Source organism: Nonomuraea sp. PA05 (genome assembly GCF_008086045.1).
GTDB classification, from domain to species: Bacteria; Actinomycetota; Actinomycetes; order Streptosporangiales; family Streptosporangiaceae; genus Nonomuraea; species Nonomuraea monospora.
In genome coordinates this window covers 79,364-104,356 of sequence record NZ_VSEY01000004.1, presented here as the reverse complement: position 1 = coordinate 104,356, position 24,993 = coordinate 79,364, and the positions used below count along the sequence as shown (strand labels likewise).

The following is a 24,993-nucleotide window of genomic DNA, read 5'->3' as shown; positions in this document are numbered from 1 at the left end:
GGACTATGCCGCAGAGTTCCTCATCCGGACAAGCCCTGACCGGCTTCGGGCAGGGCGCGCGTACCCGTGCCGAGCAGCTCGCCGCCCTGCTCGACGACCGGATCCGCACGCGCGGGCTGGCTCCTGGCGAGCCGGTCGGCACGCTGGAGTCGCTGCGCGCGGAGACCGGCCTGGCCTACGCGACGGTCAGCGAGGCCGTCCGGCTGCTGCGCGACAGGGGCGTGCTGGAGATCCGCCCGGGGCGCGGCGGCGGGCTGTTCGTCGCCGAGCGCGGGCCCGTGGTGCGGCTGCGGCACACGCTGCTCAGCGTCGAGGAGGAGCCGGGCACGGTCGCCGACGCCATCGAGCTGCGCGACCACCTGGAGGAGCTCATCGACGTCGGCGCCGCCCGCCACCGCACCGGCCAGGACGTCGCCGACCTGCGCGGCCTGCTGGCGCAGCTCCGCGCCGCCCCCGACTGGGACGGCTTCATGCGCGCCAACTGGGCGCTGCACGAGCGGATCGCCGCGATCAGCCCCAACGCGATGGCGCGGGCCGTCTACACCGGCACCCTGGGCCACCTGGGCGCCGCGTCCTCCCGCCTCGACGACGACCCTGCCGCCGCCGGCTACCGCGCCGAGCGCTACCAGGTCCACGCCGACCTGGTGGCGGCGATCGCCGCCGGTGACGAGGCCGCGGTTCGCGCCGCCGTCGCCCGGCACAACACCACCACGTAAGAAGGGGCTCCCCATGCCCGGCGAGTACCGCCAGTACCTGTTCCCGCACGATCACCCGAGGCTGGCCGAGGTGCGGGGGCTCGACCCGTACGCCTATCGCGAGTTCGCCAGGAAGCCGGGCACGTTCACCGGCGGCCTGGTCGAGGGCTGGACGCCGCTCTACGAGAACGACTTCCACGGCGTCACCGAGGACGGCGCCCTGCGCGCGGGCCTCCACCCGCTCAAGCCGGCCGAGCCGGGGGAGGAGGCGCCGGTCGAGGCGATGGTGACCGCCGCGAACGACCTGCTCTCCGCCCTGGACGCCGAGGGGCGCGAGCGGATCACGTTCGCCGTGGACGCCGTCGAGTGGCAGACCTGGGCCAACCCGGAGTTCATGCAGTTCGACACCGGCGTGCGGCTGGACCTGCAGCCGCGGGCCGTCCGCGAGCGGGCGCTGGCCCTGGTGCGCGCCTCGCTCTCCCCTGAGGGCTACCGGCTGGCGCACGCGATGATGCTGGTCAACGGCTTCCTCGGCGAGGTCGTCGGCCTGGAGACCATCCTCAACGAGTTCAGCTACAACCTCGCACTCTACGGCACCCCCGACCCGCGGGCCCCGTGGGGCTGGCAGCTCTACGGCCACCACTGCGCGCTCAACTGCCTGGTCGTCGAGGGCCGCATGGTGCTGTCGCCGGTGTTCCTCGGCGCCGAGCCCGACGAGATCGATGCGGGCCCGCACGCGGGCCTGCGCGGCCTGTTCGCCGACCGGGTGGAGCTCGGGTTGCGGCTGATGGGCGCGCTGACGCGGGAGCAGCGCGGGCAGGCCGTCCTGTACGAGCGGATGGTCGATCCCGCGATGCCGGAGGGCCGCGTGCACCCCGGCGACGAACGGCACCTGGCGGGGGCGTTCCAGGACAACCGCGTCATCCCGTTCGAGGGGGTGAGTCTCGCCGACGCGCCCGCCGAGGCGCGCGAGCACGCCCTGGCGATCGCCGAGTGCTACGTCCGGCTGCTGCCGGAGGGGCCGCGCGCCGCCCGCATGAGGGAGATCGCCGAGCACCTGGACGAGACCTGGTTCTGCTGGATCGGCGGCCACCGGCCGGGCGACGTCTTCTACTACCGGCTGCAGTCGCCGGTGCTCATCGCCGAGTTGGACCACCACTGCGGGGTGTTCCTCGACTACGACACGCCCAAGCCGTTCCACGTCCACACCGTGCTGCGCACCCCGCACGGCAACGACTACGGCCGCGCCTGGGTCCGCCAGTGGCAGGCCCGATGACTGCTGAGGTGCGTACGGTGGACGAGGTCCACGCATGGGAGCAGACCCGGTCGCAGGGGCTGGTCGTGGAGGTCGAGCACCGCGAGCACACCGCCCCACCGGTGCTCTACGCCGACGGGGCGGCCATCCGGGCGGAGCTCAGCGAGGGGCCCGGCGCAGCCGTACCGCCAGAAGGATCAGGACGATGGGAAGCAGCACGTACAGCACCCACGCCGAGGTGACAGGGCTGGTCACCTCGTCCGAGGACAGCCCGCAGCCGAGCACGGGCAGCCAGCTCACCATCAGGTCACCGGCCACCAGCGGCACCACCGTCAGCCAGCCCGCGACCCGGGCCGCCGGCCGGTGACCGGTGCCCGCCAGCAGCGCCCACAAGCCGAAGCCCACGGCGACCACGATCGGATCGGGAAGAAGGGCCAGGACGGCCGTCGCGAACATGAGCTCCCCCGAGTTGCCGAAGCAGACGCCGTCGATGAACGACATCCCCATCTCGCTCGGCCCGGAGGCCAGGATCCCCACCAGCATCGCGTAGGGAACGCTCACCAGCACCAGGGCCGCGCTCCACATGGCCAGCGGCCACCGCCAGCGCAGCGGGAGGAGCTCACGCGCCTGGTGGTGGAGTAGCCGGTGGAGCGCCAGCAGCAGCCCCGCGCCCGCCAGGCAGGCGAGCGCGAGCAGCAGCAGGAACTCGCCGCTCCAGGGAAGGCCGCTCAGCGCTTCGCTGGAGAGCAGGGCGGCGGAGTCGGCGGGTCCGCCCCTGGCGTGCTGGAGCGTCAGAGCGACCTGGAGCTCCTCCGGGCTCGGCGCGCCCAGCCCGGTGAGCGACGGCGTGGCGGCGGCCACGGCGAGCAGGGCCAGCAGCGCGGCGCCCAGCCGCGGCGCCCACCGCCTGCGCCGCAGCACCACGACGGGCACGACCAGGAACGCGGTGACGGCCACGCAGGTGGCCGCGTTCGCGGCTCCGGGCAGGACGGCGGCGGGGACGAGCGGCACCAGGAGTGCCAGGGCGCATAAGCCGGGTAAGGCGATTCTGGATGACACGAGCGACGGACCTATCGGTCCTGCCGCAGAGGTGTCAAGCTCCCAGCGCCGCGTCCCGGTCCAGCGGGAAGATCGGCCGCTTCAGGTTCCGGTACGGCAGCCGGTGCAGGTCCTGGTCCACGCCTCCGGGCGTGAGCGCCAGCATCCAGCCGGCCGCCGCCTCGAACAGCTCCGGCTCCAGGTACCCGATCTTGACCGTGACGATGTCCACCTGACCGACGTCCACCCCGAGCCGCCGGTACGACTCCAGCAGCCGGTACTGCATGCGGCGCGAGGTCAGGAAGACGCTCAGCCCGCCGACGCGCACGCTGACCACCTGCCCGCCGTCGGGGTCGTCGGCGACGGCCTCCAGCGTGCCCTCCAGCAGGAGCGGCCCCGGCGGCCGGGTGTCGAGGCGCCCGCCGGCGCGGACGCTGACAGGCGAGCCGACCGGGAGGTGCGCGACCTGCGCCACCGCCTCGGGGTCGAAGAGGGAGGCGAAGACGGCGCGGGTGGAGCCGTCGCGGATCTCGGGCCTGGCCAGCATCCGCTCCAGCGCGTAGGTGACGTCGTCGGCGCCGCCCGCTCCCGGGTTGTCGCCGGAGTCGCTGATGAAGTACGGCCGGGCGGAGCCCTCTTTGAGGGCGGCGTCCAGGCACTCGTCCATGGAGCCGGTGGGCGCGACGAAGGCGAAGTCGTCGCGCGCGTCCCAGAACGCCTGCCCCAGCTCGCGGGCCGCCTGCTCGGTGGCGGCGGCGTCGGTGCCGGTGGCCACGACAGCGCCGGTGCAGCGCGGCTCGTCGGCCCAGGCGAAGCCGATCCAGACGGCCGCGTCGATCACGCCGGGCCTGGCCTCGATGCCGGGGATGCGGGCGTACAGGCCGCGGGCGGGCTCGACGCGGGTGCTGGTCATCTCGCCTGGGAGCAGGATGGGCACGTGGACCAGCGACTTGTGCGGGCGCCCGCCCCTGCGCAGGGCCTCGACGAGGTTGCGGGCGGCGCGCTCGCGGGTCTCCCAGACGTCCACGTGCGGCGCGGTGCGGTAGCAGGTCAGCAGATCGCAGCCGGCGAACAGGGTGGGGGAGACGTTGCCGTGCAGGTCCATGGCCGCCGACACGAGCGGCTCCGGGCCGATGACGGAGCGGATCGCGGTGATCAGGTCGCCCTCGGCGTCCTGGCGGCCGACGACGCTCATCGCGCCGTGGATGTCGAGCAGCACCCCGTCGAACGCGCCGCTGGACAGGCCCTGGACGATCTCGGCCCGCCACGCGTCGTACGCGGCGGGCTCGACCGCGCCGCCGGGCAGGGCGCGGGCGTGCACGATGGGCACCCATTCCACGTCGGCCGCCCACGGGTCGGCGAGCCAGTCGTACCTGTCGAGCAGGGCCTGGCCGCGGGTGACGGTGAAGTCGCCGGCGCCGCTGAGGTGCGGCGAGAAGGTGCTGGACTCGATGTGGACGCCACAGATGGCGATGCGCAGAGACAACGTGGTGGTGCTTTCTAGGAGGGGCGGACGTCGGCGGTCTCCCGCAGGAGCCGGCCCAGCCCGATGAGGGCCGCGTCGGGGCCGGCGATGCTCGCCTCGATGGACAGCGACTGGGTCAGGGGCGGCAGGCAGCGCTCGTAGAGCATGCCTTTGACGGCCGCCACGTAGACGTCCAGGCTCGACAGCGCGCCGCCGATGACGACGCTGTCGGGGTTGAGGAAGTTGACCAGGCCCGACAGGGCGACGCCCAGGTGGCGGCCGGCCTGGCGGACGAGGGTGACCACGGCGGGGTCGGCGTTGACGGTGGCGGCGATGACGTCGCGGAGGCTGGTCACGGGCAGGCCGCGGCCTGCCAGCTCGCGGGCGAGCGCGGCGCCGCTGGCGACGGTCTCCAGGCAGCCGCGGCTGCCGCAGGTGCAGTCGCGCTCGCCGCTGTCGGCGACCCGCACGTGGGTGACGTCGCCGCTCAGCCCGCGTCCGCCCCGGTAGATCTGGGCGCCGCTGACGAGGCAGCCGCCGATGCCGCTGCCGGCCTTGACGTAGATCATGTCGCCTGCCTCGCGGCGGGTGACGTGCTCGCCGATCGCGGCGGCCTTGGCGTCGTTGTCGACGACGGCGGTCACCTGGAAGCGGTCGCGCAGGTCGCGCTGGACGTCGTAGCCGCTCCAGCCGGGCATGCGGGCGGGGCCGACGAGCCGTCCGTGCGGGAAGTCCACCGGGCCGGGCAGCGCCATGCCGACGGCCAGCAGCCGGCGGCCGGGCGCGTGGGCGGTCCTGATGCCGTCGAAGGCCTCGGTGATCCGGTCGAAGATCGCTTTGGGGCCTGCTCCTATGTCGACGGCGAACTCCTGGACCGCCTGGAGGGCGCCGGTGGGGGAGCAGAGGCCGACGCGGGCGTGGCGGGCGCCCAGCTCGGCGACCACGAACACGCCGCCGTCCTCGCGCAGCCGCAGGATCCTGGGCCGGCGCCCGCCGGTGGAGGCGCCCACGCCCTCCTCCAGGATCGTGCCCTCCTCCAGCAGGCGGCGCACCACGCTGGAGACCGTGGACGGAGCCACCTCCATGATCTCCACCAGATCCGCGCGGGAGGCGGCCTTGCCGCTGGCCAGCAGGCTCAACGCCTGCTCGCGCAGATTGGCGGGCGGCTCCGACATGCCTCTCCTCCCCTTGATGGAACACCCATCATCGGGCACGAGAACGATCACCCGATAGATGCTTCGCCGGGGACTCTATCCCGAAATAAGTGTCCCGAACAAAGGTGATTTTTCGCATTGACTTAGAACTTGTACCTCTATACATTCTCCCGATTGAAGGGCCCCTGGAGGGCACGCGCACGTTCCGACGAGGAGAAACATGGGGACGAGAACCCGCATCCTGAGCGGCGTGGTGGCCATCGGGCTCAGTCTGACCGCCTGCAGCGCGGGCGCCGGCGGCGGCAGTCCGCAGCAGGGCGGCGGCGCGCAGGGCAAGGACACCGTGACCGTGGCCCTGCGCACGCCGAACTGGATCCTGCCGATCTCGGCCCCCGGCTTCACCCAGGGCGAGAACGACATCTTCTCCACCGCCCTGTACCGCAAGCTGTACAGCTACCAGCTCGACGGCTCCAGCACCGACAACGTCAACCCGCAGCGGTCGCTGGCCGAGCCGCCCGTCGTCAGCGACAAGGGCAGGACACTGACGATCACGCTCAAGGACAACACCTGGTCCGACGGCAAGCCGATCACCACCAAGGACGTGAAGTTCTGGTGGGACCTGGTCACCGCCAACAAGGACAAGTGGGCCTCCTACAAGCCCGGCGGCTTCCCCGACAACGTCGAGTCCTTCAAGGTCAAGGACGACAAGACGTTCTCGCTGACCACCACGAAGGCGTACAACGCCGCCTGGTTCGTCGGCAACCAGCTCAACCGCATCGTGCCGCTGCCCCAGCACGCCTGGGACAAGGGCGACGCGAAGAAGACCTTCGAGGAGCTGACCGCCGCCTCCAAGGACCCCAAGTCGTACGCGACCAACCCGCTGTGGAAGACCACCAGCGGCCCGTGGAAGCTGGCGAGCTACGTGCCCAGCGGCGAGGTGGTCCTGGCCAAGCAGGAGGCCTACTCCGGCCCCGACAAGCCGAAGCTGAACAAGATCGTGCTGCGCCCGTTCACCGGCGACGACGCCGAGTTCAACGTGCTGCGCGCCGGCCAGATCGACTACGGCTACATCCCGCCGGCCAACCTGTCGCAGAAGGCCTACCTGGAGTCGAAGAGCTACAAGGTCGCCCCCTGGTACGGATGGTCGATCACGTACCTGCAGCTCAACTACAACAACCCCAAGTCAGGGGTGTTGTTCAAGCAGCCGTACCTGCGCCAGGCGCTGCAGATGCTCATCGACCAGCCCACGATCAGCAAGGTGATCTGGTCGGACATGGCCGCCCCCACCTGCGGCCCGGTGCCCGCCAAGCAGGGCTCGCCCGCCGGCCAGGGCTGCGCCTACCCGTTCGACCCGGCCAAGGCCCAGCAGTTGCTGGAGAGCCACGGCTGGAAGGTGACCCCCGACGGGCAGACCACCTGCGCCGACCCCGCCCTGTGCGGCGAGGGCATCGCCAAGGACACCCCGCTGAGCTTCACCGTCACCAGCCAGTCCGGCTTCGCCGCGACCACCAAGATGTTCGCCGAGATCAAGTCGACGATGGCCAAGGTCGGCGTGCAGCTCACCATCAAGGAGGTGCCCGACTCCGTCGCGGTCACTCCGGCCTGCAAGCCCGAGGAGTCCAAGTGCGACTGGGACATGTCGTTCTTCGGCTCGCAGGGCAGCTGGTACTACCCGGCCTTCGCCTCCGGTGAGCGCCTGTTCCAGACCGACGCCCCCGTCAACCTCGGCAGCTACAGCAACCCCGAGGCCGACGAGCTGATCGAGAAGGCGCAGTTCTCCGACGACGCCGCCGCCCTCCAGGAGTACAACGACTTCCTGGCCAAGGACCTGCCGGTGCTGTGGATGCCGAACCCCGTCTACCAGATCTCGGCGTACAAGTCGGGGCTGCAGGGCGTCGAGCCGCAGGACCCGATGAACCTGATGTACTTCCAAGACTGGTCCTGGAAGAGCTGACCGTTGGCCCGCTACCTCCTCACGCGCCTGGGCCAGGCCCTGGTCATCGTGATCCTGGTGACGCTGATCACGTTCGTGATCCTGCACCTGCTGCCCGGCGGTGCGGCGCGGGCCATCCTCGGCAAGGAGGCGACGCTCCAGCAGATCGCCGCCTTCAACCACGAGATGGGGTACGACCGGCCGCTGTGGCAGCAGTACGCGATGTACCTGCAGCGGCTGGTCCAGGGCGACCTGGGCTACTCCTTCCAGCTCAACCAGTCGGTGACCGAGGCCATCTGGCAGCGGCTGCCCAAGACCATGCTCCTGTCGCTGGCCTCGACGTTCCTGGCGGTCGTGGTGGCCGTCCCGCTGGGCGTGGTGCAGGCGGTGCGGCGCAACCGCTGGCCCGACTACACCATCAACGGGCTGGCGCTGCTGGCCTACGCCACGCCCATCTTCTTCATGGGTCTCATGATGATCATTCTGTTCTCCCAGGTGTGGCCGGTGCTGCCGCCCGAGGCCCCGCAGGGCTTCACCATGGCGGAGGTGCTGGCCGACCCGGCCGGGCTGGTGCTGCCGACGCTCACCCTGACGATCCTCACCGTCGCGGTCTACTCCCGCTACGTGCGCTCGTCCATGGTCGACAACCTGAACGAGAACTACGTCCGCACGGCACGCAGCAAGGGCCTGTCGGAGGGCCGGGTGATCGTCGGGCACACGCTGCGCAACGGCCTGTTCCCCGTCATCACCCTGCTCGGCATGTACCTGCCCGCGCTGTTCAGCGGCGCTCTCGTGGTCGAGCGGCTGTTCAACTACCCGGGCATGGGGCTGCTGTTCTGGCAGGCGGCGCTCAAGCGGGACTACCCGATCCTGCTCGGCGTCACGCTGCTGATCTCGGTGGCCACGGTGCTCGGCGCGCTGGTCGCCGACGTGCTCTACGCCGCGGTCGATCCGCGCGTACGACTCAAGGCAGGCCGGTCATGACCGCTCCGCAGGAAGAGGCGCCCGTCCGCGGGATGTGGCGGCAGGGGCTCGAGGTCTTCGTCGAGAACCGGCTCGCCCTGGTCGGCGTGGGCCTGTTCGTGCTGCTCGCCGCCTTCTCCTTCCTCGGGCCGCTGTTCTACCAGACCGACCAGGTACACACCGACCTGACGAAGGTCTTCCTGACGCCAGGCACGGACGGCCACCCGCTCGGCACCGACGGCGTCGGCTACGACCAGCTCGGGCGGCTCATGCTGGGCGGGCAGACGTCCATCATCGTCGGCCTGGCCGCCGGCCTGCTGGCCACCGTCGTGGGCACCGTCTGGGGCGCCGTCGCCGGGTTCGCGGGAAGCTGGGTGGACGCGGTCATGATGCGCGTGGTGGACGCCATGATGTCGATCCCCGCGCTGTTCCTGTTCATGCTGATGGCCTCGATCGTGACGCCCACGGTGCCGATGCTCATCCTCATCATCGGCGCCTTCGCCTGGCTCGGCCCCGCCCGGCTGGTCCGCGGCGAGGCGCTGTCGCTGCGCACCCGCGAGTACGTCATGGCGATGCGCGGCATGGGCGGCACCGGCGGGCGCGCCGTGCGCAGGCACATCATCCCGAACGCCATCGGCACCGTGATCGTCAACGCCACCTTCCAGGTGGCCGACGCGATCCTCTACGTCGCCTACCTGTCGTTCCTCGGCCTGGGCGTGCCGCCACCCGCGGCGAACTGGGGCGGCATGCTGTCCGACGGCCTGTCGGACACCTTCAGCGGCCACTGGTGGCTGCTGTACCCGCCGGGCATCGCCATCATCCTCATCGTCCTCGCCTTCAACTTCATCGGCGACGGGCTGAGGGACGTCTTCGAGGTCCGCCTCCGGCGGCGCTAGCAGGAGGTTTCGTACATGGAGGTTCCCGGCGAGCCGCTGCTGCGGCTGCGCGGCCTCAGCACCGACATCGCGCTGCGGCGCGGCACCGTGCACGCGCTCGATCAGGTGGACCTGGAGGTCAGGCAGGGCGAGACGCTCGGCATCGTGGGCGAGTCGGGCAGCGGCAAGACCATGACCGTGCTGTCGATCATGGGGCTGCTGCCCCCGGGCGGAAGCGTCGTCGGCGGGGAGATCCTCTTCGACGGCCGCGACCTGCGCACCATGCCGGCGCCCGAGCTGCGCCGGGTGCGCGGCGTCGAGATGGGCATGGTCTTCCAGGACCCGCTCACCTCGCTCAACCCCACCATGCGCATCGGCGCCCAGGTGGCCGAGCCGCTGCGGGTGCACCAGGGGGTCGGCAAGGCCGAGGCGCGCGAGCGGGCCGTGGAGATCCTGCGCCGGGTCGGCATGCCCCGCCCCGACAAGATCGTGGATGACTACCCGCACCAGCTTTCGGGCGGCATGCGCCAGCGCGTCGTCATCGCCATGGCGCTCATCCGCTCCCCGCGCCTGCTCATCGCCGACGAGCCCACCACGGCGCTGGACGTCACCACCCAGCGCCAGATCCTCGAACTCATCGACGATCTGCGCGAAGAGTTCAAGATGGCGGTCATCCTGGTCACCCATGACCTCGGGGTGATCGCCGGCCGCGCCGACAGGGTCGCCGTCATGTACGCGGGACGCGTGGTGGAGACCGCCACGACCGCCGAGTTGTTCCGCGCGCCGCGCCACCGCTACACCGAGGCGCTCATGCGCGCCCTGCCCGAGTCGGCTCATGACGGGGACGGGCGGCTCTACAGCATCCCCGGCCTGCCGCCTGACCTGTCACGGCCGCTGACCGGCTGCCGCTTCGCGCCCCGCTGCCGCTTCGCCACCGACGAGTGCCGCACCACCGACGTCCGGCTCACCGGGGACGGGCACGCGTTCGCCTGCCTGCACCCTGTCACCGAGCCCGTCACGATCGCGGCCTCGGCCGGCCACGCCAGGGCCGCCACCGCGCCGGCCGAGCCGATCCTGAGCGTGCGGGACCTGGTCAAGGAGTACGACGCGGGCGGCGCGGGCCTGCGCAAGGGCGCCGGGCGCGTCAGCGCCGTCGCCGGGGTGTCCTTCGAGGTCAAGCCCGGCGAGACGCTCGGCATCGTGGGCGAGTCCGGCTGCGGCAAGTCCACCGTCGGCCGCCTCGTCGCCGGGCTCGAAACCCCCACGGGCGGCCGCATCGTCGTGGACGGCACCGACATCGCCGGCCTGGACCGGCGCGAACGCCACCGCATGCACCGCAAGGTGCAGCTCATGTTCCAGGACAGCTACGCGGCCATGAACCCGCGCATGCGCGTCGACTCCATCCTCACCGAGCCGCTGGAGATCCAGCAGGTCGGCGACGCCGCCGCGCGCCGCGCCCGGGTCAGCGAGCTGCTCGACCAGGTCGGCCTGCCGAGGCGGGCGCTGGAGCGCTATCCGCACGAGTTCTCCGGCGGGCAGCTCCAGCGCATCGGCCTCGCCAGGTCGCTGGCGCTGCGGCCCCGGCTGATCGTGGCCGACGAGCCGGTCAGCGCCCTGGACGTGTCGGTGCAGGCGCAGGTGCTCAACCTGATGCGCGACCTCCAGGGCGAGCTCGGCCTGTCGTACGTGTTCATCAGCCACGACCTGTCCGTGGTCGACTACATGGCCGACCGCATCGGCGTGATGTACCTGGGCAAGCTGGTGGAGGTGGGGCCCGCCCACCAGGTGGTGCGGGCGCCGCGCCACCCGTACACGCAGGCGCTGCTGGACGCCGTGCCGTCGCCCGACCCCGGCCACACGCCCAGCCCTGACACGACCATCAGGGGTGAGCTGCCGAGCGCGCTCAACCCGCCGACCGGCTGCCGCTTCCGCACCCGCTGCCCGCTGGCGCAGGACGTCTGCGCCACCGAGCCGGTGCTGGAGGGCGGGCCGCACCAGGTCGCCTGCCACTTCCCGCTACGGGAGGTGGCCGACTAGCGGCGCACGCGGTAGAGGAGGTGCAGGACGCGGTCGCCCTGGATCACCACGTGCGGGTCGTCGAGCAGGTGCGGGGCGGCGACCGAGCCGAAGTACCGCTTGCCCGACCCGAGGACCGCGGGCACCACGTCCATCGCCACCTCGTCCACCAGCCCGAGGGCGAAGGCCTGCCCGCCGACCTCGCCCGCCGCGACGGCGACGTTGCGCCGGCCCGCCAGCTCCCGGGCCAGCGCGACCGCCCGGGCCACGTCGTCCACGAAGTGGTACGACGCCTCGGGGTGCCACCCTTCCGGCTTGGGCCGGTGGGAGACCACGACCACGTGCTCACCCGTCGGCGGCCTCCCCTCCCAGCCGTTGGTCATGTCGAACAGGTGCCGCCCGATCACCATCGACCCGATGGCGGCCCAGATCGGCTTGACGTAGTCGGCCGAGGTCCTGGAGACCTTGATCCCCGAGCCCTCCACCAGCTCGACGTCGCCGTTGGCGTACCAGTCGAACAGCGGCCCGATCCCGTCGTGCTCGTCGGCGATGAAGCCGTCCACCGACACGACGTTGTGCATCACCACAGTGCTCATCACATCTCCCGTTGGTGTGTTCCGCGCTCTCACCAACGCGTCGATCGCACCACGCCGGAATCGACATCGCCCGGAAAAGATTTCCGCGCTCCGTCACATGACGGTGGTGAGGTGGCCTTTCGTGCGCCGAACCGGCCGCCGGATTCCGCCGTCATGTGACTGATGTGCCGTGCCCGCCGCCAGGGCCAGAGTTGAGCCATCGCGGCAGGGACCCGGCCGGACCTGCCGCGCAGCGATGACGCGTACTCCAGTGATGGGACATCCATGAAGAGACTCCTGGCCGCCTTCGCGGCCGGTGTGCCGCTGGCGGCGGCGATCTGCCTGCCGACCAGCGCCTCGGCGGCCACCGCCGCCCCGTTCACCTGTGCCTCCTCGATCTCCGTGAAGGCCCCCGACGGCACCGCGGTGGAGTCGGTGACGGCGGAGCGCCGCGAGGCGGGCACCGTGCACGTTCCGCCGGTGACGCCGCTGCCCGCGGTGGACGTCCCCGACGTGCCCGCGCACTGCGCGGTCACGGTCACGCTCACCCACCCGGGCGTCGGCGACCACGCCAAGGTGCAGGTGTGGCTGCCCGAGCAGGGCTGGACCGGACGGTTCCAGGCGGTCGGCGGCAGCGCCTTCGCCGCCGGCGACTACGGCGCCGCGCTGGCCGGCGCGGTCAAGACCGGCTACGCCGCCGCGACCACCGACGCGGGCGTGAGCACCTACATCGACACGGGCTGGGCGCTGAACAGCGCGGGCGCGGTCAACACGGCACTGCTGAAGAACTTCGCCGACCGCTCCCAGCACGAGATGACCCTGGTCGCCAAGCAGGTCATCGACGAGGTGTACGGCAAGCCCGCCTCCTACTCCTACTGGAACGGCTGCTCGACCGGCGGCCGCCAGGGCTACATGGAGGCCCAGCGCCATCCCGGCGACTACGACGGCATCCTGGCCAACGCCCCGGGCATCAACTGGGACGAGTTCGAGGTCGCCACCCTGTGGCCGCAGGTGGTGATGAACCAGGAGAAGAACTATCCCGCCGCGTGCGAGTTCAACCTGTTCAACCAGGCCGCCGTCAAGGCCTGCGACGCGCTGGACGGCGCCCGTGACGGGATCGTCGGCGACCCCGCCAAGTGCGCCTTCGACCCGCGCAAGCTCATCGGCCAGACGGTCGAGTGCGACGGCGTGAAGGAGACCATCTCCGCGGCCGACGCGGCGGTGGTGCGCAAGATCTGGGACGGCCCGCGCACGCCCTCGGGCAAGAAGCTCTGGTACGGCGTGCCGATCGGCGCGACCTTCGACCTGGCCGCGACCGTGCCGGGCGACGACGGCAAGCGGGTGGGCCAGCCGTTCCCCGTCCCGGCCGCCTGGGTGCAGACCTGGCTGAAGCGCCAGCCGTCCTTCGACCTGACGACCATCACCTACGCGCAGTTCGCCGAGCTGTTCAAGCAGTCGCAGGCCGAGTACGACGCGGTCATCGGCACCGACGACCCCGACCTGTCGGGCTTCCGCAAGGCCGGCGGCAAGCTGCTGACCTGGCACGGCCAGGCCGACCAGCTCATCCCCACCCTGGGCACCGTCGACTACCGCGAGCGGGTGGAGCGGCGGCTGGGCGGCTCGCGCCGGGTCGACGACTTCTACCGGCTGTTCCTGGCGCCGGGCGTGAACCACTGCGGCTCCGGCGGCACCGCCCCGGTGCCCACCGACGCCCTGGGCGCGCTGACCGCCTGGGTCGAGCAGGGCAAGGCGCCGCGCACGCTGAGCGCCGCCGCCAAGGACGCCTCAGGCAAGACCGTCACGCGCGAGCTGTGCCTGTACCCGTCCGTCTCCCGCTACACCGGCCACGGCGACCTGGCCGACGCGGCGAGCTACCGGTGCGTCCAGCCCCGGCACTGACCGGTCCGCGTCCCCGGGGCCTTGGCACGGCCCCGGGGACCGGCGATTTTGAGTCATTCGACTGTTCCCGCAGGCGGCCCGCTCGCCCGATCCTTGACGCACACCAAGCGCTCCCGGAGGATCCGTGAACCCCACTCCCGTCGTCTTCATCCATGGCGTGTGGCTGCACGCGCTGTCCTGGGCGCCGTGGGACGAGCGTTTCTCCAGTTTCGGGTTCGCCGTCTACGCGCCCGGCTGGCCGGGGGAGCCCGCCACGGTGGCGGAGGCCCGGCAGCGGCCGGGGGCGGAGGTGGGGCTCGACGCGCTCACGGAGCACTACGCGGACATCGTGCGGTCCTTCGACACCCCGCCGGTGATCGTCGGGCACTCGGTGGGCGGGCTGATCGCCCAGCACCTGCTCGGCACGAACCTGGGCCGCGCGGCCGTGGCCATCGCCCCCGTCCCGGCCGACCCGGTCGGGCGGGAGCCGTGGCCCGAGTCGCTCGACGCCGGGCTGTTCCACCGGCTCCTCGCCAACACGGTGACGGCGGAGGAGTCGGCGCGGCTGCACGAGACACACGTCGTGCCCGCGCCGTCCCGGCTGCTGACGGAGCTGGGCGGCGGCGCGCATCCCCGCGCCGCGGTGGACGCGGGCAACGCCGCGCGCGGGCCGCTGCTGCTGATCTCGGGACAGGAGGACCGGCTGGTGCCGGACGCCGCCACCCGCGCCGTGTACAAGCTGTACGGCGACTCGACGGCGGTGAGCAGCCTCAAGCAGTTCCCCGACCGGGCGCATTCGCTGGTCGTGGACAGCGGCTGGCGGGAGGTCGCCGACTACGTCCTGCTCTGGCTCGCCGAGCGGGGCATCCGTGCCTGAGGGGTCACTGACCGAGCTTGCCCAGGGCGTCGCGCAGCGCCGCGCGCGAGGCGATGCCCAGCTTCGGGAAGATCCGGTAGAGGTGCGAGCTGACCGTGCGCGGCGACAGGTGCATGCGCTCGCCGATCTCCTTGTTCGTCAGCCCGCTCGCGGCCAGCTCGGCGATCTGGTGCTCCTGCCAGGTCAAGGAGGTCAGGTACGAGGTGCGCGCGGGCGTTCCCGAGGCCCGCAGCTCGGCCTGCGCCCGCTCGGCCCAGCCGGCGGCGCCGAGCCGCTCGAACGACTCGGCGGCGCGCATCAGCAGCGGCCTGGCCGCCTTGGGGCCCTGGGTGTGCCGCAGCCGGACGCCGTGCGCCAGCCGGATGCGGGCCAGCTCGAACGGGAAGCCGGACGCCGCCGGAAGGGCCTCGGCCCGCGCGTACATGTCCTCGGCCTCCTTCTCCTCCCCGGCCGTCATGGCCAGCGCCCCGTAGGTGACGAGGGCCAGCCGGGGGGAGATCCCGGGCAGCCCGGCGTCGAGCGCGGCCCTGGCGTGCTGGCGGGCCTGCTCCAGACGGCCCGTGTGCACGGCGGCCTCGACCAGGTCGAGCAGCGTGCGGGAGGCCTGGTGCGCGTACGGCTCGAACGAGCCAGGCTGCGTGATGCCGATGGCGTGCAGGTAGGCGGCCTCGTAGTCGCCCTCGCTGAGCGCCGCCGCCGTGCCGATCGCCTCCGCGATCTGGGTCAGGAAGCCGACGCCGCGCGGGCGCGCCCAGGCGTCCACGACCGCCTGCAGCTCGCGGGCGCGTTCCAGCCTGCCGCGCAGCGCCGCCAGGAGGCCCAGGTAGGCGCGGGTGTGGTGGGCGAACAGGGCGTTGCGGTGCCCGAGGTTCAGCTCCAGCGCGCGCTGACCCGTCCGCTCGGCGTCGTCCCACTCGCCCGTGGCGAGCTGGTCGAGCATGATCAGGTGCAGCATGGTCATGCCGTTCGCCACCGCGCCGGTCTCCACCTCGCGGTCCACGGCCCGCTGCAGGTAGGGGCGGTAGCGGCTGAGCGTGTCCACGTGGTAGGCGGCCACGGCCAGGCGGGAGACGTCCCACGGCTCCAGGACCGACACGTCCGCGAACGCCCGCTCGACCCGCTCGTGCACGCCCGCGCCGCCGCGCACGACGTCGCTCCAGGCGTCGCGGTAGATGGCCGAGTGCGGGTGTACGCGGCCGTTCAGCGCGTCCATGAGCTGTTCGGTGCGGTGCCACGACGCGCCGTCGCCGGCGTACTGGCTGGTGGCGAGCAGCAGGTCCACCAGCCGGGTGGGCGTCCGCGCGTCGTCGTCCCGCAGGTTCTCGATCGCCGCCGCGACCCGGCGGTGCGCGGAGCGGACGTCGCCGTCCTCGTACAGGGCCACGTACGCCGAGGCGATGGCCGTCGCGGAGGACTCCGCCGGGCCAGGCGCCGGATCGGCGCGGACCAGCCGCTGCGCCTGGTCCAGCAGCGCGGCGTGCCCGGCGATGAACGCGGCGTTCCCGAGCCGCCTGGAACGGTCGGCCGGCGTCTCGCTCAGCTCCGCCGCCCTGGTCAGCCACGACACGGCGGCGACCGCGCCGCCACGCCTGGTGGCGGACTCTGCCGCGGCCTCCAGCGCGGCGGCCACCCCCTCGTCGGGGTCCACGATCGAGGCCGCCAGGTGGCGGGCTCGGCGTTCGACGTCGTCGCGGTGGACTTCCGCCAGCTCGGCGTGGGCCGTGCGGCGCTGGTTCGGGGTGGCGAGCTGGACGACGGTCGAGCGGATCAGCGGGTGACGGAAGAGCAGGTCGCCGGTGGCCGGGTCGGTGTCCAGGAGCCCGGCCGCCACCGCCTCGTCGGCCCCGCGCATGCGGTAGCGGGGGCCGGGGGTGCGGTGGCCGCCGGGGCCGTTGAGGGCGGGGGCGCGGTTGCCGCCCGGTCCTGCGCCGACGCCGTCCAGGGCGCCGCGCAGCAGCTCCTCGCGTACGGGGGCGGGCAGGCGTGCTATCCGCAGGCCGTATACGTGTTGCAGACGGCGCGACAGCGGGATGACGCCCTCCTCCCACCCCACGTGAGGCGGCAGCTCCAGCAGCGCGAGCGGGTTGCCCATGGCGTGCTCCAGGACGAGACGCCTGGCCCGCGGGCCGAGCCCCGGATGCCGCAGGTCCAGCAGCTTCTCGGCGGCCTCGGCGGGCAGCGCCGGCAGCGGCAGCTCCGGCAGCGCCGCCGTGTCGAACCGCGAGCCGACGTCCGACCGCACGGCGACGATCAGCTTCACCGAGCTGCCGGCCAGCCGCCGCCCGACGAACCCGCACACCTCGATGCTGGAGGCGTCCAGCCACTGCCCGTCGTCGAGCAACAGCAGCAGCGGCCGCTTCGAGGCGGCCAGGGACAGCAGGTCCAGCACGGCGATGCCGAGGGACATGACCGACGGCGCCCCGCCCGCCCGCAGCCCGAACACGACGTCGAAGACGGCGCGATGCGCCTCGTCCAGGCCGGACAGGTGGGGGAGCAGCGGATAGAGGAGCTGGTGCAGGCCCGCGTAGGGCAGCTCCGCCTCCGCCTCCACCCCGGCCGCCCTGACCACCTCGTACGCGGGCGCGGCGAGAGCGGCGGCCTCGTCGAGCAGCGCGCTCTTGCCGACCCCCGTCTCGCCCCTGACGACCAGTGCCCGCCCGCCGGAGGCCGCCAGGAAGGCCGACAGCTCCTCCCGCTCCCCGTCACGGCCCACCATCGCCGATCCCCCCGAATCGGTCATGACAGCAGGTCCGCCAGGCGATCCAACTGCGCCAGGTCGTCGGACCAGCAGCTCAGCATCACCTCATGCGCGCCCAGATCCCGGTACGCGGCCACGACGTCCCGCACCCCGGCGGCCGTCGTCGCCATCGCCCGCACCGACTGGGCGGCGAGGTCCGGCGCGAACGCGTAGTAGCGCAGCAGCGACTCCCGGGCCTGCGCCACGGTGGGCTCCGGGCCCAGTGCCACGTTGACCTGACCGACGAGCAGCGGCTCGCCCGGCCTTCCCGCGTCCTTCCACTGCCGCCTGACCAGCTCGAACAGCCCTCCCGCGAACCCGGGCGGCGCCGGGCAGACGTAGCCGCTGCCCCAGCGGGCGACCCGCGCCAGCGCCGGCGGCGCGAACCCGCCGAACAGCAGCTCAGGGCCGCCCGCGCCCACCGGCGCCGGGCCTACGGGGCCGAGGCCGGGAGCGGCGGGCTCGCCCGCCCAGATCCGGCGCATCGTCGCCAGTTGCTCGTCCATCCGCCGTCCCCGCGAGGCGTGGTCGGCGCCCACCGCGCGGAAGTCGTCCTCGCGCGCGCCGACCGCCAGGCCCAGGGTGAACCGGCCGCCGGACAGCCGGTCGAGCGTCGCCGCCTGCTTGGCCAGCAGCACGGGCTCGCGCAGCGGCGCGAGCACCACCTCCGACTGCACCCGGATGCGCTCCGTCGCCGCCGCCATCGCCGCCAGCATGACCATCGGCTCAGGGTTGTCGTACACGATGCGGTCCGGCACGCCGATCCTGCCGTACGGGCCCGCGTCCGCGCGCCGCGCCCACGCAACCAGCGCGGCCGGATCGGTGAAGGGCACCGCCACTCCGAGAGTCATCCCCGCCTCAGCCTTCCGTACCCGACAGCCGGTGTTGATGGACATGCCATGGCAGCCTAGGAGCGGGGCTCGCAGACTCCGTTGACGAACGGTCGGCGGGCGGGCCTGATGTCCCGGCGGGATGTATACGTCGCGTTGCAGCAGGACGTGGGCGTTCGGGTAAGGTCCCCCACGACTCGCGTATCCGAGATGAGGGGTCGCACCACCATGCCGCTTTTCGGGCGGGAGGCCGAACTGGAGGCCCTGGCCGGGCTCGTCGCCGGGCTCCGGGGGCGTGGCGGGGTCCTGATCGGGGGAGAGGCGGGCATCGGGAAGTCCGCGCTGGTCGCGGCGGTGGTCTCGGCGGCGGGCGGGGCCGGGGCGCGGGTGCTCACGATCACCGGGGTCGAGGGGGAGCGGAACCTCGCGTATGCGGGGTTGCACCAGCTGGTGTTTCCGGTGCGGGCGGGGGTGGACGCGCTTCCCGCCGGGCAGCGCGACGCCTTGCGCGGCGCCCTCGGCGACGTCGTTCCCGATGCGGCGGGGCCTGGCACGTATCTCGTCGGGCTGGCCGCGCTGACCCTGCTCGCCGAGATCGCCGCCGCCCAGCCGCTGCTCGTGGTCGTCGAGGACGCGCACTGGCTCGACCGCGCCAGCGCCGACGTCCTCGCCTTCGTGGCGCGCCGGATCGAGTCCGAGCCCCTCGCCATGGTCGTCACCCTCCGGGACGACGAGCCGTCGCCGCTGCGGGAGGCGGGGCTGGCGGCGATGCCCGTGGGCCGCCTCTCCGGCGAGGCCGCCGCCGGGCTGCTCGACTCCACCGCCCCCGGCCTCACCGCGTCCGCCAGGGAACGGATCCTGGCGGAGGCGGACGGGAACCCGCTGGCGCTGATCGAGCTGCCCGCGACCCTGAACGACTCGGGCATGAACGGCCCGCCCGCGCCGCTGGGCGAACGGCTGGAGCGGGCGTTCACGGCCCGGGTCGCCGCCCTGCCCGCCCCGGCGCGCACCGCTCTGCTGGTGGCGGCGCTCAACGAGAGCGAGTCGGTCGCGGAGACGCTCGCGGCCACCCGCCTGATCCTGCACGCACCACCACCCGCCACCGCCACCGCCACCGCCACCGCCACCGCCCCCGCCACCGTCCCCGTCCCCGTCCCCGTCCCGAACACGGAAGCCACCGGAGCCGCCGGCCCGGCCCCGAGCGTGGAAGCCGCCGGAGCCCCCACCTCCCCGCCGGTCGAGCTGGAGATCTTCGCCCCGGCCGTCGAAGCCCGGCTGATCGAGCTGGGCCCCGGCACGGTGCGTTTCCGCCATCCCCTGATGCGCTCGGCCATCCCCGCCACCACCCCCCTGGCCGCCTACCGGCAGGCCCACCTGGCCCTGGCCGAGACTCTGCGCGACCACCCCGACCGCCGGGCCTGGCATCGCGCCGCCGCGACCGCCGGGGCCGACGAGGAGGTCGCCACCGAGCTGGACACCGCCGCGGCCGAGGCCAGGCGCCGGGGCGCGGCCCCCGCCGCGATCGCGGCGCTGGAGCAGGCGGCCAGGCTGAGCGAGGAACGCGAGGCCAAGGCGCTCAGGTTGCTGCGCGCGGCCGAGCTGGCGGTGGAGTCCGGCAGCCGCGACACGGCGGAACGCCTGGTCCGCGACGCGCGCGACCTCGACCTGTCGCCCCGCCGCCGCGCCACCGCCGCCTGGCTGCTCAGCGGCTTCGAGGACGGAGTGCGCGAGGACGTCTCCCGGGTGCCGGAGCTGGCCGGGCTGGCCGCGTCGGTCGCCGCCGAGGGCCACGTCGAGCCGGCCGTCCGGATCCTGTGGGGCGCAGCCATGCGCTGCTTCTGGTCCGAGCCGGGCCAGGAGGCCCGCCGCCTGGTACTGCGGGTGGCCGACGGGCTGCCGCTGCCGGCGGGCGACCCGCGCATGGTGGCGATCAACGCGTACGCGGCGCCGTTCGAGCGGGGCGCCGCCGTGCTGGGCGGGCTGCGCGAGCTGGCCGGAGCCGCGGGCGCCGACCCGGAGACCGATCGGTACCTGGGCAGTGCGGCCATGCAGGTCGGCGCGTTCGACCTGGCGGCCCGCCTCTCCGCGGCGGCGGCGCCAGGGCTGCGCGCGCAGGGCAGGCTGGGGCTGCTGCCCCGGGCGCTGGCCGTCCAGGCGTGGAGCGCGACCAGGCTGGGCGACCTGGCCACGGCCGTCCCCGCCGCCGAGGAGGCCGCCAGGCTCGCCAAGGAGACCGGCCAGCCGTTCATGTACGGGCTGGCCACGGCCGTTCAGGCGGAGATCGCCGCGTTGCGGGGCGAACACGAGCAGGCCAGGGCGCTGGCCGACGAGGCGGAACGGGTCGCGCTGCCCGCCGCCGCCAGGCCCGTGCTGGCCACCGTCCAGCTCGCGCGCGGCCTGGCCGCCATGAGCGAGGGACGCTTCGAGGACGCGTTCGCCGACCTGAGCCGGATCCTCGACCCCACCGACCCCGCCTACCAGCTCGGCCTGCGCGCCTACTTCCTGGCCGAGCTGACGGAGGCCGCGTTGCGCGCCGGGCGGACCGCCGGCATGCGGGACGTGCTGCGCGACCTGGAGCCGCCGGCCGCGTCCACGCCGTCGCCAGCGCTGCACATCGGCCTGCGGTACGCGCGGGCCGTGCTCGCCACCGGCCCTGAGGCGGAGGAGCTGTTCGCGGCGGCGCTGCGGGCGGACCTGACCGGGTGGCCCGCCGAGCGGGCGCGGCTCCACCTGGCGTTCGGCGAGTGGCTGCGCCGGCGGCGGCGGGCCGTGGAGTCGCGCATGCACCTGCGTACGGCCAGGGAGTCCTTCGACGCGCTCGGCCTGGCAGCCTGGGGCGAGCGGGCGCGGCGGGAGTTGCGCGGCGCGGGCGAGTCGAGCCCTATCCGCGATCCCGACGCGCGGGACCGGCTGACCCCGCACGAGCTGAGCATCGCGCAGCTCGCCGCCGAGGGGCTGACGAACCGGGAGATCGGGCAGCGGCTGTACCTGTCGCACCGCACCGTCGGGACGCATCTGCACCGGATCTATCCCAAGCTCGGGGTGAGCTCCCGCGCCGACCTCGCCCGGATACTCCAGACCTACCGGCCGGACGACCGGTGACACCCGGCCCGCCACCCCGGTGCGGGCGTGGGGCGAGGACGCGGCCGCGGACCGGCCAAGGCCGCGCCGGTGCGGGCGTGGGGCTCAGACCAGGGACGCTCCGGCGGCCGTGCTGATGCGGGCGTGCATTCTGCGCAGGCCGGGCCCCGGGTCCAGGCCGAGGTCGTCGTCCAGCAGCCGGGCGATGCGCCGGTAGGCCGCCAGCGCCTCCGTGCGGCGGCCGTCGCGGTCGAGCGCCCACATCAGCAGCTCCCACAGCCGCTCGCGGTAGGGCTCGGCCGCCGTCGCGAGGTCCAGCTCGGCGATCGCCTCCCCGTAGTCGCCCCGTTCGATGTCCAGCGCCCAGCGCTCCTCCATGACGGAGGCGCGCAACTGCTCCAGCCAGGTGCGGCGGCCCTCGAAGAACGCGCCGCCCAGCCCGTCGAAGGCGGTCCCCCGCCACAGCGCCAGCGCGCCGCGCAGCAGCCGGGACGCCTCCGCCGTGTTGCCGCGCTCGCGGGCCTCCCGCGCGGCGGCGGTGGTCTGGCGGAACACGGTCACGTCCACGGTGCCCGGGTCCACGACGAGCTGGTAGCCGCCGCCCGCCGACCTGATCTCGGCCTCGGCGCCCAGCCCGGCGCCCCCGCCGTCGGCCAGCACCCGGCGCAGGCGCGAGACGTACGTGCGGGTGCTCACGACGGCGCTGCGCGGCGCCTCGGCGCCCCACAGCGCGCTGACGATCTCGTCGAGCGAGACCTGGCGCCCCTCCCCGAGCAACAGCAGGGCGAGCACCCCGCGCTGTTGCGGGGACCCCGCGTCCAGCTCCTCCCCGCCGCTCCAGACGTTGATCGGGCCCAGCAGCCCGAAACTCACCCCGCCCATCGAGGTTCCCCCACCTCTTCGCTTCGCGTGTCACGTCGCAGATGCCGTGAAGGGCATCTCTGACCGACCTTACTGACGACGCGTCGATGATTCGGCGCATTGTCAGAGTTGTCCGCAGTCTGTAAGTTCTGCGACACGATATGGGGTTCGGCGGGGTACATACACATGACGTACACACATGGCGTCATATGACGGTCGCGGCGCAGACCTGGGCGAACCTACCTTTACCTGCATGCTTCTGCCCTGCCGGTTCACCATTCTCGGACCGCCCGGCCTGGCCTGCGGTGACACCCGGCTGGACCTGGGCACGCCGCAGCAACAGGCCGTGCTCATGCTGCTGCTCGCCAACAGCGGCAGCTTCGTCCGCATCGGCGAGGTCATCGACGGCCTGTGGGGCGAGCACGCGCCCGCCACCGGCGAGGCCGTCGTCAGAACGTATATCTCCCGGCTCAGGCGGCTGCTGTCGGCGCACGGGCTGGACGCGGCGATCAGCTCGCGGTCCGGCGGCTACATGCTCGATCCCGCGCTGTTCGCCGTGGACGCCATGGAGTTCGCCGAGCTGCTGGAGGCCTCCAGGCAGGAGCGCGAGGAGGGGCACGTCCCCGGCGCGGTGAAGCTGCTGGAGCAGGCGCTCGCCCTCTGGACGGGCACCGCGCTGGCCGGGGTGCCGGGGGAGGCGGCCGAGCGGGAGCGGTTCCGGCTGGAGCGGCTGCGGCTGGTCGCCGTACAGGAGCTGCTGCGGCTGCGGCTGGAGCGCGGCGAGCACGCCGAGGTGGCGGCCGAGGTGCCGCTGCTCATCGAGCGGAACCGGCTCGAAGAGCCGCTGTACGAGATCTATCTGCTCGCCCTGTACGCGGGCGGCAGGCGGGCGGAGGCGCTCGAGGTCTACCGGATGGTCTACGACCTGCTCGGCAAGGAGCTGGGGGTCAGCCCTGGGCCGCGGCTGCGGGCGGTGCACGACCGGATCCTGCGGGCCGAGGCGGATCCCGACGAGCTCGCGCCCCGGGTGGAGCCTCCCGCCAGGAGGGAGCCGTCGCTGCGGCCCGCCGGGGCGCGGTTCGTGGGCCGGGCCGCCGAGCGGGCCGCGTTCCTGGATCTGCTGGAGCAGGATCGTCCCGGGGTGCTGTTCGTGCGCGGGCCGGCCGGTTCCGGCAAGTCGGCGCTGCTGGGCCAGCTCGCCGACGACGCCGCCGCCGAGGGCAGGACGGTACGGCGCCTGGACGCCTCCACCGCGAGGCGAGCACCCGATTCGGCCGCGTCGCACGCGGCCGGGCTGCGGGAGCGGCTCGAGCGGTGTGCGGAGGAGCTGGCAGGGGCGGCGGGCCTGGTCCTGCTCGTGGACGCCTTCGAGAAGCTGGCGGAGCTGGAGCCGTGGCTGCGCGACGACTACCTCCGCCGCCTGCCCGCGGACGCGCTGATCGTGGCGGCGGGCAGGACCGGACCGAGCGCCGCCTGGCTCACCGACCCCGCCTGGTCGGGGACGATCGTGATCCGGCACCTCGAACCCCTCACCACCGCCGAGTCCACGGCGCTGCTCGAAGCCCGCGGCGTCGAGCCGGGCCTGCGCCCGTCCATCGTGGACTTCGCCGCCGGCCATCCCTTCACCCTGTCGCTGGCCGCCGAGGTGGGCAGGAGCATGTCGGCCACGGGCCAGCCGGCCCGCCGCGAGGCGGCCCGCCACGTGGTGGACACGGTGCTGGCGCTGCTGGCCGGCGACGCGCCGTCCGACCTGCACCGGCGGGCGCTGCACGTGTCCGCGCACGCCCGCCACACCACCGAGGACCTGCTCGCCACGGTGCTGCCGGACGGCTCCGCGCCGGAGCTGTTCGACTGGCTCAGGACGCAGCCGTACGTGGAGACCGCCGCCCACGGCCTGGACGTCGGCGGGGTGCTGCGCGAGGCCCTCGACCACCATCTGCGCTGGCGCGACCCGGTCGGCTACGAGCGCATGCACCGCACGATCCGCCACTACGCGATGGGCGAGCTGCTGCGCGGCGCCCGTGACCCGCACGCGTCCGTGGCGGTGATGCGCACGATCAGCCACCTGCGCAGGCGCGGCGGCGTCCTGAGCCGGTACGTGTCGCAGGTCGGCGAGGAGGACGTGCGCGCGTGCGAGGTGACGCCCGCCGACCACGACGAGGTCGTGGCGATGGCCCGCGAGTCGCAGGGCGAGCTGACGGCCGCGTCGGTCCGGTTCTGGCTGGAGCGCAGGCCGGAGGCGTTCACGCTGCTCCGCTCCCGGGGCAGCGACCGGCTGCGGGCCTACCTGACGTGGCTGACGCTGCGGCGGCTCGAACCGGACGAGCTGGACGCCGACCCCGTCGTCGGGGAGATCTGGCACGACGTGAGCCGCCGCATGGCGCTGCCGCAGGGGGCGCACGTGGGGATCGCGCGGCACCTGATCTGCCCCGCGTTCGAGGCGAAGCCGTCGCCCATCACGGACGTGTTCCAGGCGTGGATGCTGCGCCGCTGGCTGCACGAGCCGGGGCTGGCGGCCTCGTACCTGCTGGTCGCGAACGGGCAGCTCTGGCGGCCGCTGATGGCGTACCTGGGGCAGTACGAGCTGACGCAGGCGGGCGCCGACCACCCCTACGCGATCTTCGGTCATGACTGGTTCGCCGATCCGCCCGAGGTGTGGCGCGACCGTCACCTGGACGAGGAGCTGTGGGGGGAGCGGCGTCCTGGCCTGTTCGTGCGCCAGGAGGGGTGACAGTCGTGAGGTGCTACAGTGGAAAGTGC

17 protein-coding genes are annotated in these 24,993 nt (G+C 73.3%); 10 read left to right on the top strand and 7 right to left on the bottom strand.

Translation table 11 applies throughout. From position 1 onward, the window contains the following. Positions 1 to 5: 5 nt before the first annotated feature. The gene (locus FXF51_RS07845) at positions 6 to 716 is read left to right on the top strand and encodes a FadR/GntR family transcriptional regulator (protein WP_148433602.1); all 711 of its coding nucleotides are present in this window, start codon (positions 6 to 8) and stop codon (positions 714 to 716) included. Positions 717 to 729: 13 nt separating this feature from the next. Then, positions 730 to 1,971: a DUF3500 domain-containing protein gene (locus FXF51_RS07840; RefSeq protein WP_148433601.1), complete on the top strand. Its 1,242-nt coding sequence runs from the start codon at positions 730 to 732 to the stop codon at positions 1,969 to 1,971. A 138-nt stretch (positions 1,972 to 2,109) separates the two neighbouring features. On the opposite strand, the gene FXF51_RS07835 is transcribed toward FXF51_RS07840, so the two are convergent. The 3 genes from FXF51_RS07835 to FXF51_RS07825 are packed head-to-tail and all read right to left on the bottom strand — an operon-like array spanning position 2,110 to position 5,628. Next, a complete protein-coding gene (locus tag FXF51_RS07835; RefSeq protein ID WP_148433600.1) occupies positions 2,110 to 3,009 on the bottom strand; it encodes a hypothetical protein in 900 nt (299 codons plus the stop codon). 34 nt (positions 3,010 to 3,043) lie between these two features. Continuing rightward, positions 3,044 to 4,474 carry a M81 family metallopeptidase gene (locus FXF51_RS07830; RefSeq protein WP_222871177.1) on the bottom strand — a complete coding sequence of 477 codons (1,431 nt, stop codon included), beginning with the start codon at positions 4,472 to 4,474 and terminating at the stop codon, positions 3,044 to 3,046. Positions 4,475 to 4,488: 14 nt separating this feature from the next. Beyond that, the gene (locus FXF51_RS07825) at positions 4,489 to 5,628 is read right to left on the bottom strand and encodes an ROK family transcriptional regulator (RefSeq protein ID WP_148433599.1); all 1,140 of its coding nucleotides are present in this window, start codon (positions 5,626 to 5,628) and stop codon (positions 4,489 to 4,491) included. A 199-nt stretch (positions 5,629 to 5,827) separates the two neighbouring features. On the opposite strand from FXF51_RS07825, the gene FXF51_RS07820 reads away from it, so the two are divergent. The 4 genes from FXF51_RS07820 to FXF51_RS07805 are packed head-to-tail and all read left to right on the top strand — an operon-like array spanning position 5,828 to position 11,415. After that, a complete protein-coding gene (locus tag FXF51_RS07820; RefSeq protein ID WP_148433598.1) occupies positions 5,828 to 7,561 on the top strand; it encodes a peptide ABC transporter substrate-binding protein in 1,734 nt (577 codons plus the stop codon). A gap of 3 nt (positions 7,562 to 7,564) precedes the next feature. Then, positions 7,565 to 8,524: an ABC transporter permease gene (locus tag FXF51_RS07815; protein ID WP_148433597.1), complete on the top strand. Its 960-nt coding sequence runs from the start codon at positions 7,565 to 7,567 to the stop codon at positions 8,522 to 8,524. After that, entirely contained in the window at positions 8,521 to 9,399 is an 879-nt protein-coding gene (locus tag FXF51_RS07810; protein WP_148433596.1) for an ABC transporter permease, read from the top strand. The genes FXF51_RS07815 and FXF51_RS07810 overlap by 4 nt, the downstream gene beginning before the upstream one ends. 15 nt (positions 9,400 to 9,414) lie before the next feature. Continuing rightward, on the top strand, positions 9,415 to 11,415 hold the full coding sequence (locus FXF51_RS07805) for an ABC transporter ATP-binding protein (RefSeq protein WP_148433595.1): 2,001 nt from the start codon (positions 9,415 to 9,417) through the stop codon (positions 11,413 to 11,415). Here the strand turns inward: FXF51_RS07805 and FXF51_RS07800 are convergent. Continuing rightward, positions 11,412 to 11,990 (bottom strand): dihydrofolate reductase family protein, encoded by a 579-nt coding sequence (locus FXF51_RS07800; protein WP_148433594.1) that lies wholly within the window; start codon positions 11,988 to 11,990, stop codon positions 11,412 to 11,414. The two genes, FXF51_RS07805 and FXF51_RS07800, sit on opposite strands and share 4 nt — an antisense overlap. Positions 11,991 to 12,254: 264 nt before the next feature. On the opposite strand from FXF51_RS07800, the gene FXF51_RS07795 reads away from it, so the two are divergent. After that, positions 12,255 to 13,868, top strand: coding sequence for a DUF6351 family protein (locus tag FXF51_RS07795; RefSeq protein WP_148433593.1), 1,614 nt, complete (start codon positions 12,255 to 12,257; stop codon positions 13,866 to 13,868). Between the two features lie 124 nt (positions 13,869 to 13,992). After that, complete coding sequence (locus FXF51_RS07790) at positions 13,993 to 14,724, top strand: alpha/beta hydrolase (protein WP_148433592.1); 732 nt, start codon at positions 13,993 to 13,995, stop codon at positions 14,722 to 14,724. A 4-nt stretch (positions 14,725 to 14,728) separates the two neighbouring features. Here FXF51_RS07790 and FXF51_RS07785 read toward each other — a convergent pair whose 3' ends face one another. Both FXF51_RS07785 and FXF51_RS07780 read right to left on the bottom strand, forming a co-directional pair. Next, positions 14,729 to 17,440, bottom strand: coding sequence for a helix-turn-helix transcriptional regulator (locus FXF51_RS07785; protein ID WP_148433591.1), 2,712 nt, complete (start codon positions 17,438 to 17,440; stop codon positions 14,729 to 14,731). 20 nt (positions 17,441 to 17,460) lie between these two features. Beyond that, a complete protein-coding gene (locus FXF51_RS07780; protein WP_148433590.1) occupies positions 17,461 to 18,312 on the bottom strand; it encodes an LLM class flavin-dependent oxidoreductase in 852 nt (283 codons plus the stop codon). Between the two features lie 189 nt (positions 18,313 to 18,501). Between FXF51_RS07780 and FXF51_RS07775 the strand changes: the two genes are divergently transcribed. Next, entirely contained in the window at positions 18,502 to 21,393 is a 2,892-nt protein-coding gene (locus tag FXF51_RS07775) for an AAA family ATPase (RefSeq protein WP_222871176.1), read from the top strand. 84 nt (positions 21,394 to 21,477) lie between these two features. On the opposite strand, the gene FXF51_RS07770 is transcribed toward FXF51_RS07775, so the two are convergent. Continuing rightward, entirely contained in the window at positions 21,478 to 22,254 is a 777-nt protein-coding gene (locus tag FXF51_RS07770; RefSeq protein ID WP_148433589.1) for an AfsR/SARP family transcriptional regulator, read from the bottom strand. A gap of 232 nt (positions 22,255 to 22,486) precedes the next feature. Here FXF51_RS07770 and FXF51_RS61800 point away from each other — a divergent pair, with 232 nt between their 5' ends. Then, on the top strand, positions 22,487 to 24,964 hold the full coding sequence (locus tag FXF51_RS61800) for a BTAD domain-containing putative transcriptional regulator (RefSeq protein WP_148433588.1): 2,478 nt from the start codon (positions 22,487 to 22,489) through the stop codon (positions 24,962 to 24,964). Positions 24,965 to 24,993: the final 29 nt, after the last annotated feature.

What these genes read in the sequence shown, in the direction of transcription:
- FXF51_RS07770 (WP_148433589.1), bottom strand. Translation starts at nt 22,254, where the DNA reads ATGGGCGGGGTGAGTTTCGGGCTGCTGGGCCCGATCAACGTCTGGAGC.
- FXF51_RS61800 (WP_148433588.1), top strand. Translation starts at nt 22,487, where the DNA reads ATGCTTCTGCCCTGCCGGTTCACCATTCTCGGACCGCCCGGCCTGGCC.
- FXF51_RS07800 (WP_148433594.1), bottom strand. Translation starts at nt 11,990, where the DNA reads ATGAGCACTGTGGTGATGCACAACGTCGTGTCGGTGGACGGCTTCATC.
- FXF51_RS07810 (WP_148433596.1), top strand. Translation starts at nt 8,521, where the DNA reads ATGACCGCTCCGCAGGAAGAGGCGCCCGTCCGCGGGATGTGGCGGCAG.
- FXF51_RS07845 (WP_148433602.1), top strand. Translation starts at nt 6, where the DNA reads ATGCCGCAGAGTTCCTCATCCGGACAAGCCCTGACCGGCTTCGGGCAG.
- FXF51_RS07825 (WP_148433599.1), bottom strand. Translation starts at nt 5,628, where the DNA reads ATGTCGGAGCCGCCCGCCAATCTGCGCGAGCAGGCGTTGAGCCTGCTG.
- FXF51_RS07795 (WP_148433593.1), top strand. Translation starts at nt 12,255, where the DNA reads ATGAAGAGACTCCTGGCCGCCTTCGCGGCCGGTGTGCCGCTGGCGGCG.
- FXF51_RS07775 (WP_222871176.1), top strand. Translation starts at nt 18,502, where the DNA reads ATGAGGGGTCGCACCACCATGCCGCTTTTCGGGCGGGAGGCCGAACTG.
- FXF51_RS07820 (WP_148433598.1), top strand. Translation starts at nt 5,828, where the DNA reads ATGGGGACGAGAACCCGCATCCTGAGCGGCGTGGTGGCCATCGGGCTC.
- FXF51_RS07840 (WP_148433601.1), top strand. Translation starts at nt 730, where the DNA reads ATGCCCGGCGAGTACCGCCAGTACCTGTTCCCGCACGATCACCCGAGG.
- FXF51_RS07785 (WP_148433591.1), bottom strand. Translation starts at nt 17,440, where the DNA reads ATGGTGGGCCGTGACGGGGAGCGGGAGGAGCTGTCGGCCTTCCTGGCG.
- FXF51_RS07780 (WP_148433590.1), bottom strand. Translation starts at nt 18,312, where the DNA reads ATGACTCTCGGAGTGGCGGTGCCCTTCACCGATCCGGCCGCGCTGGTT.
- FXF51_RS07805 (WP_148433595.1), top strand. Translation starts at nt 9,415, where the DNA reads ATGGAGGTTCCCGGCGAGCCGCTGCTGCGGCTGCGCGGCCTCAGCACC.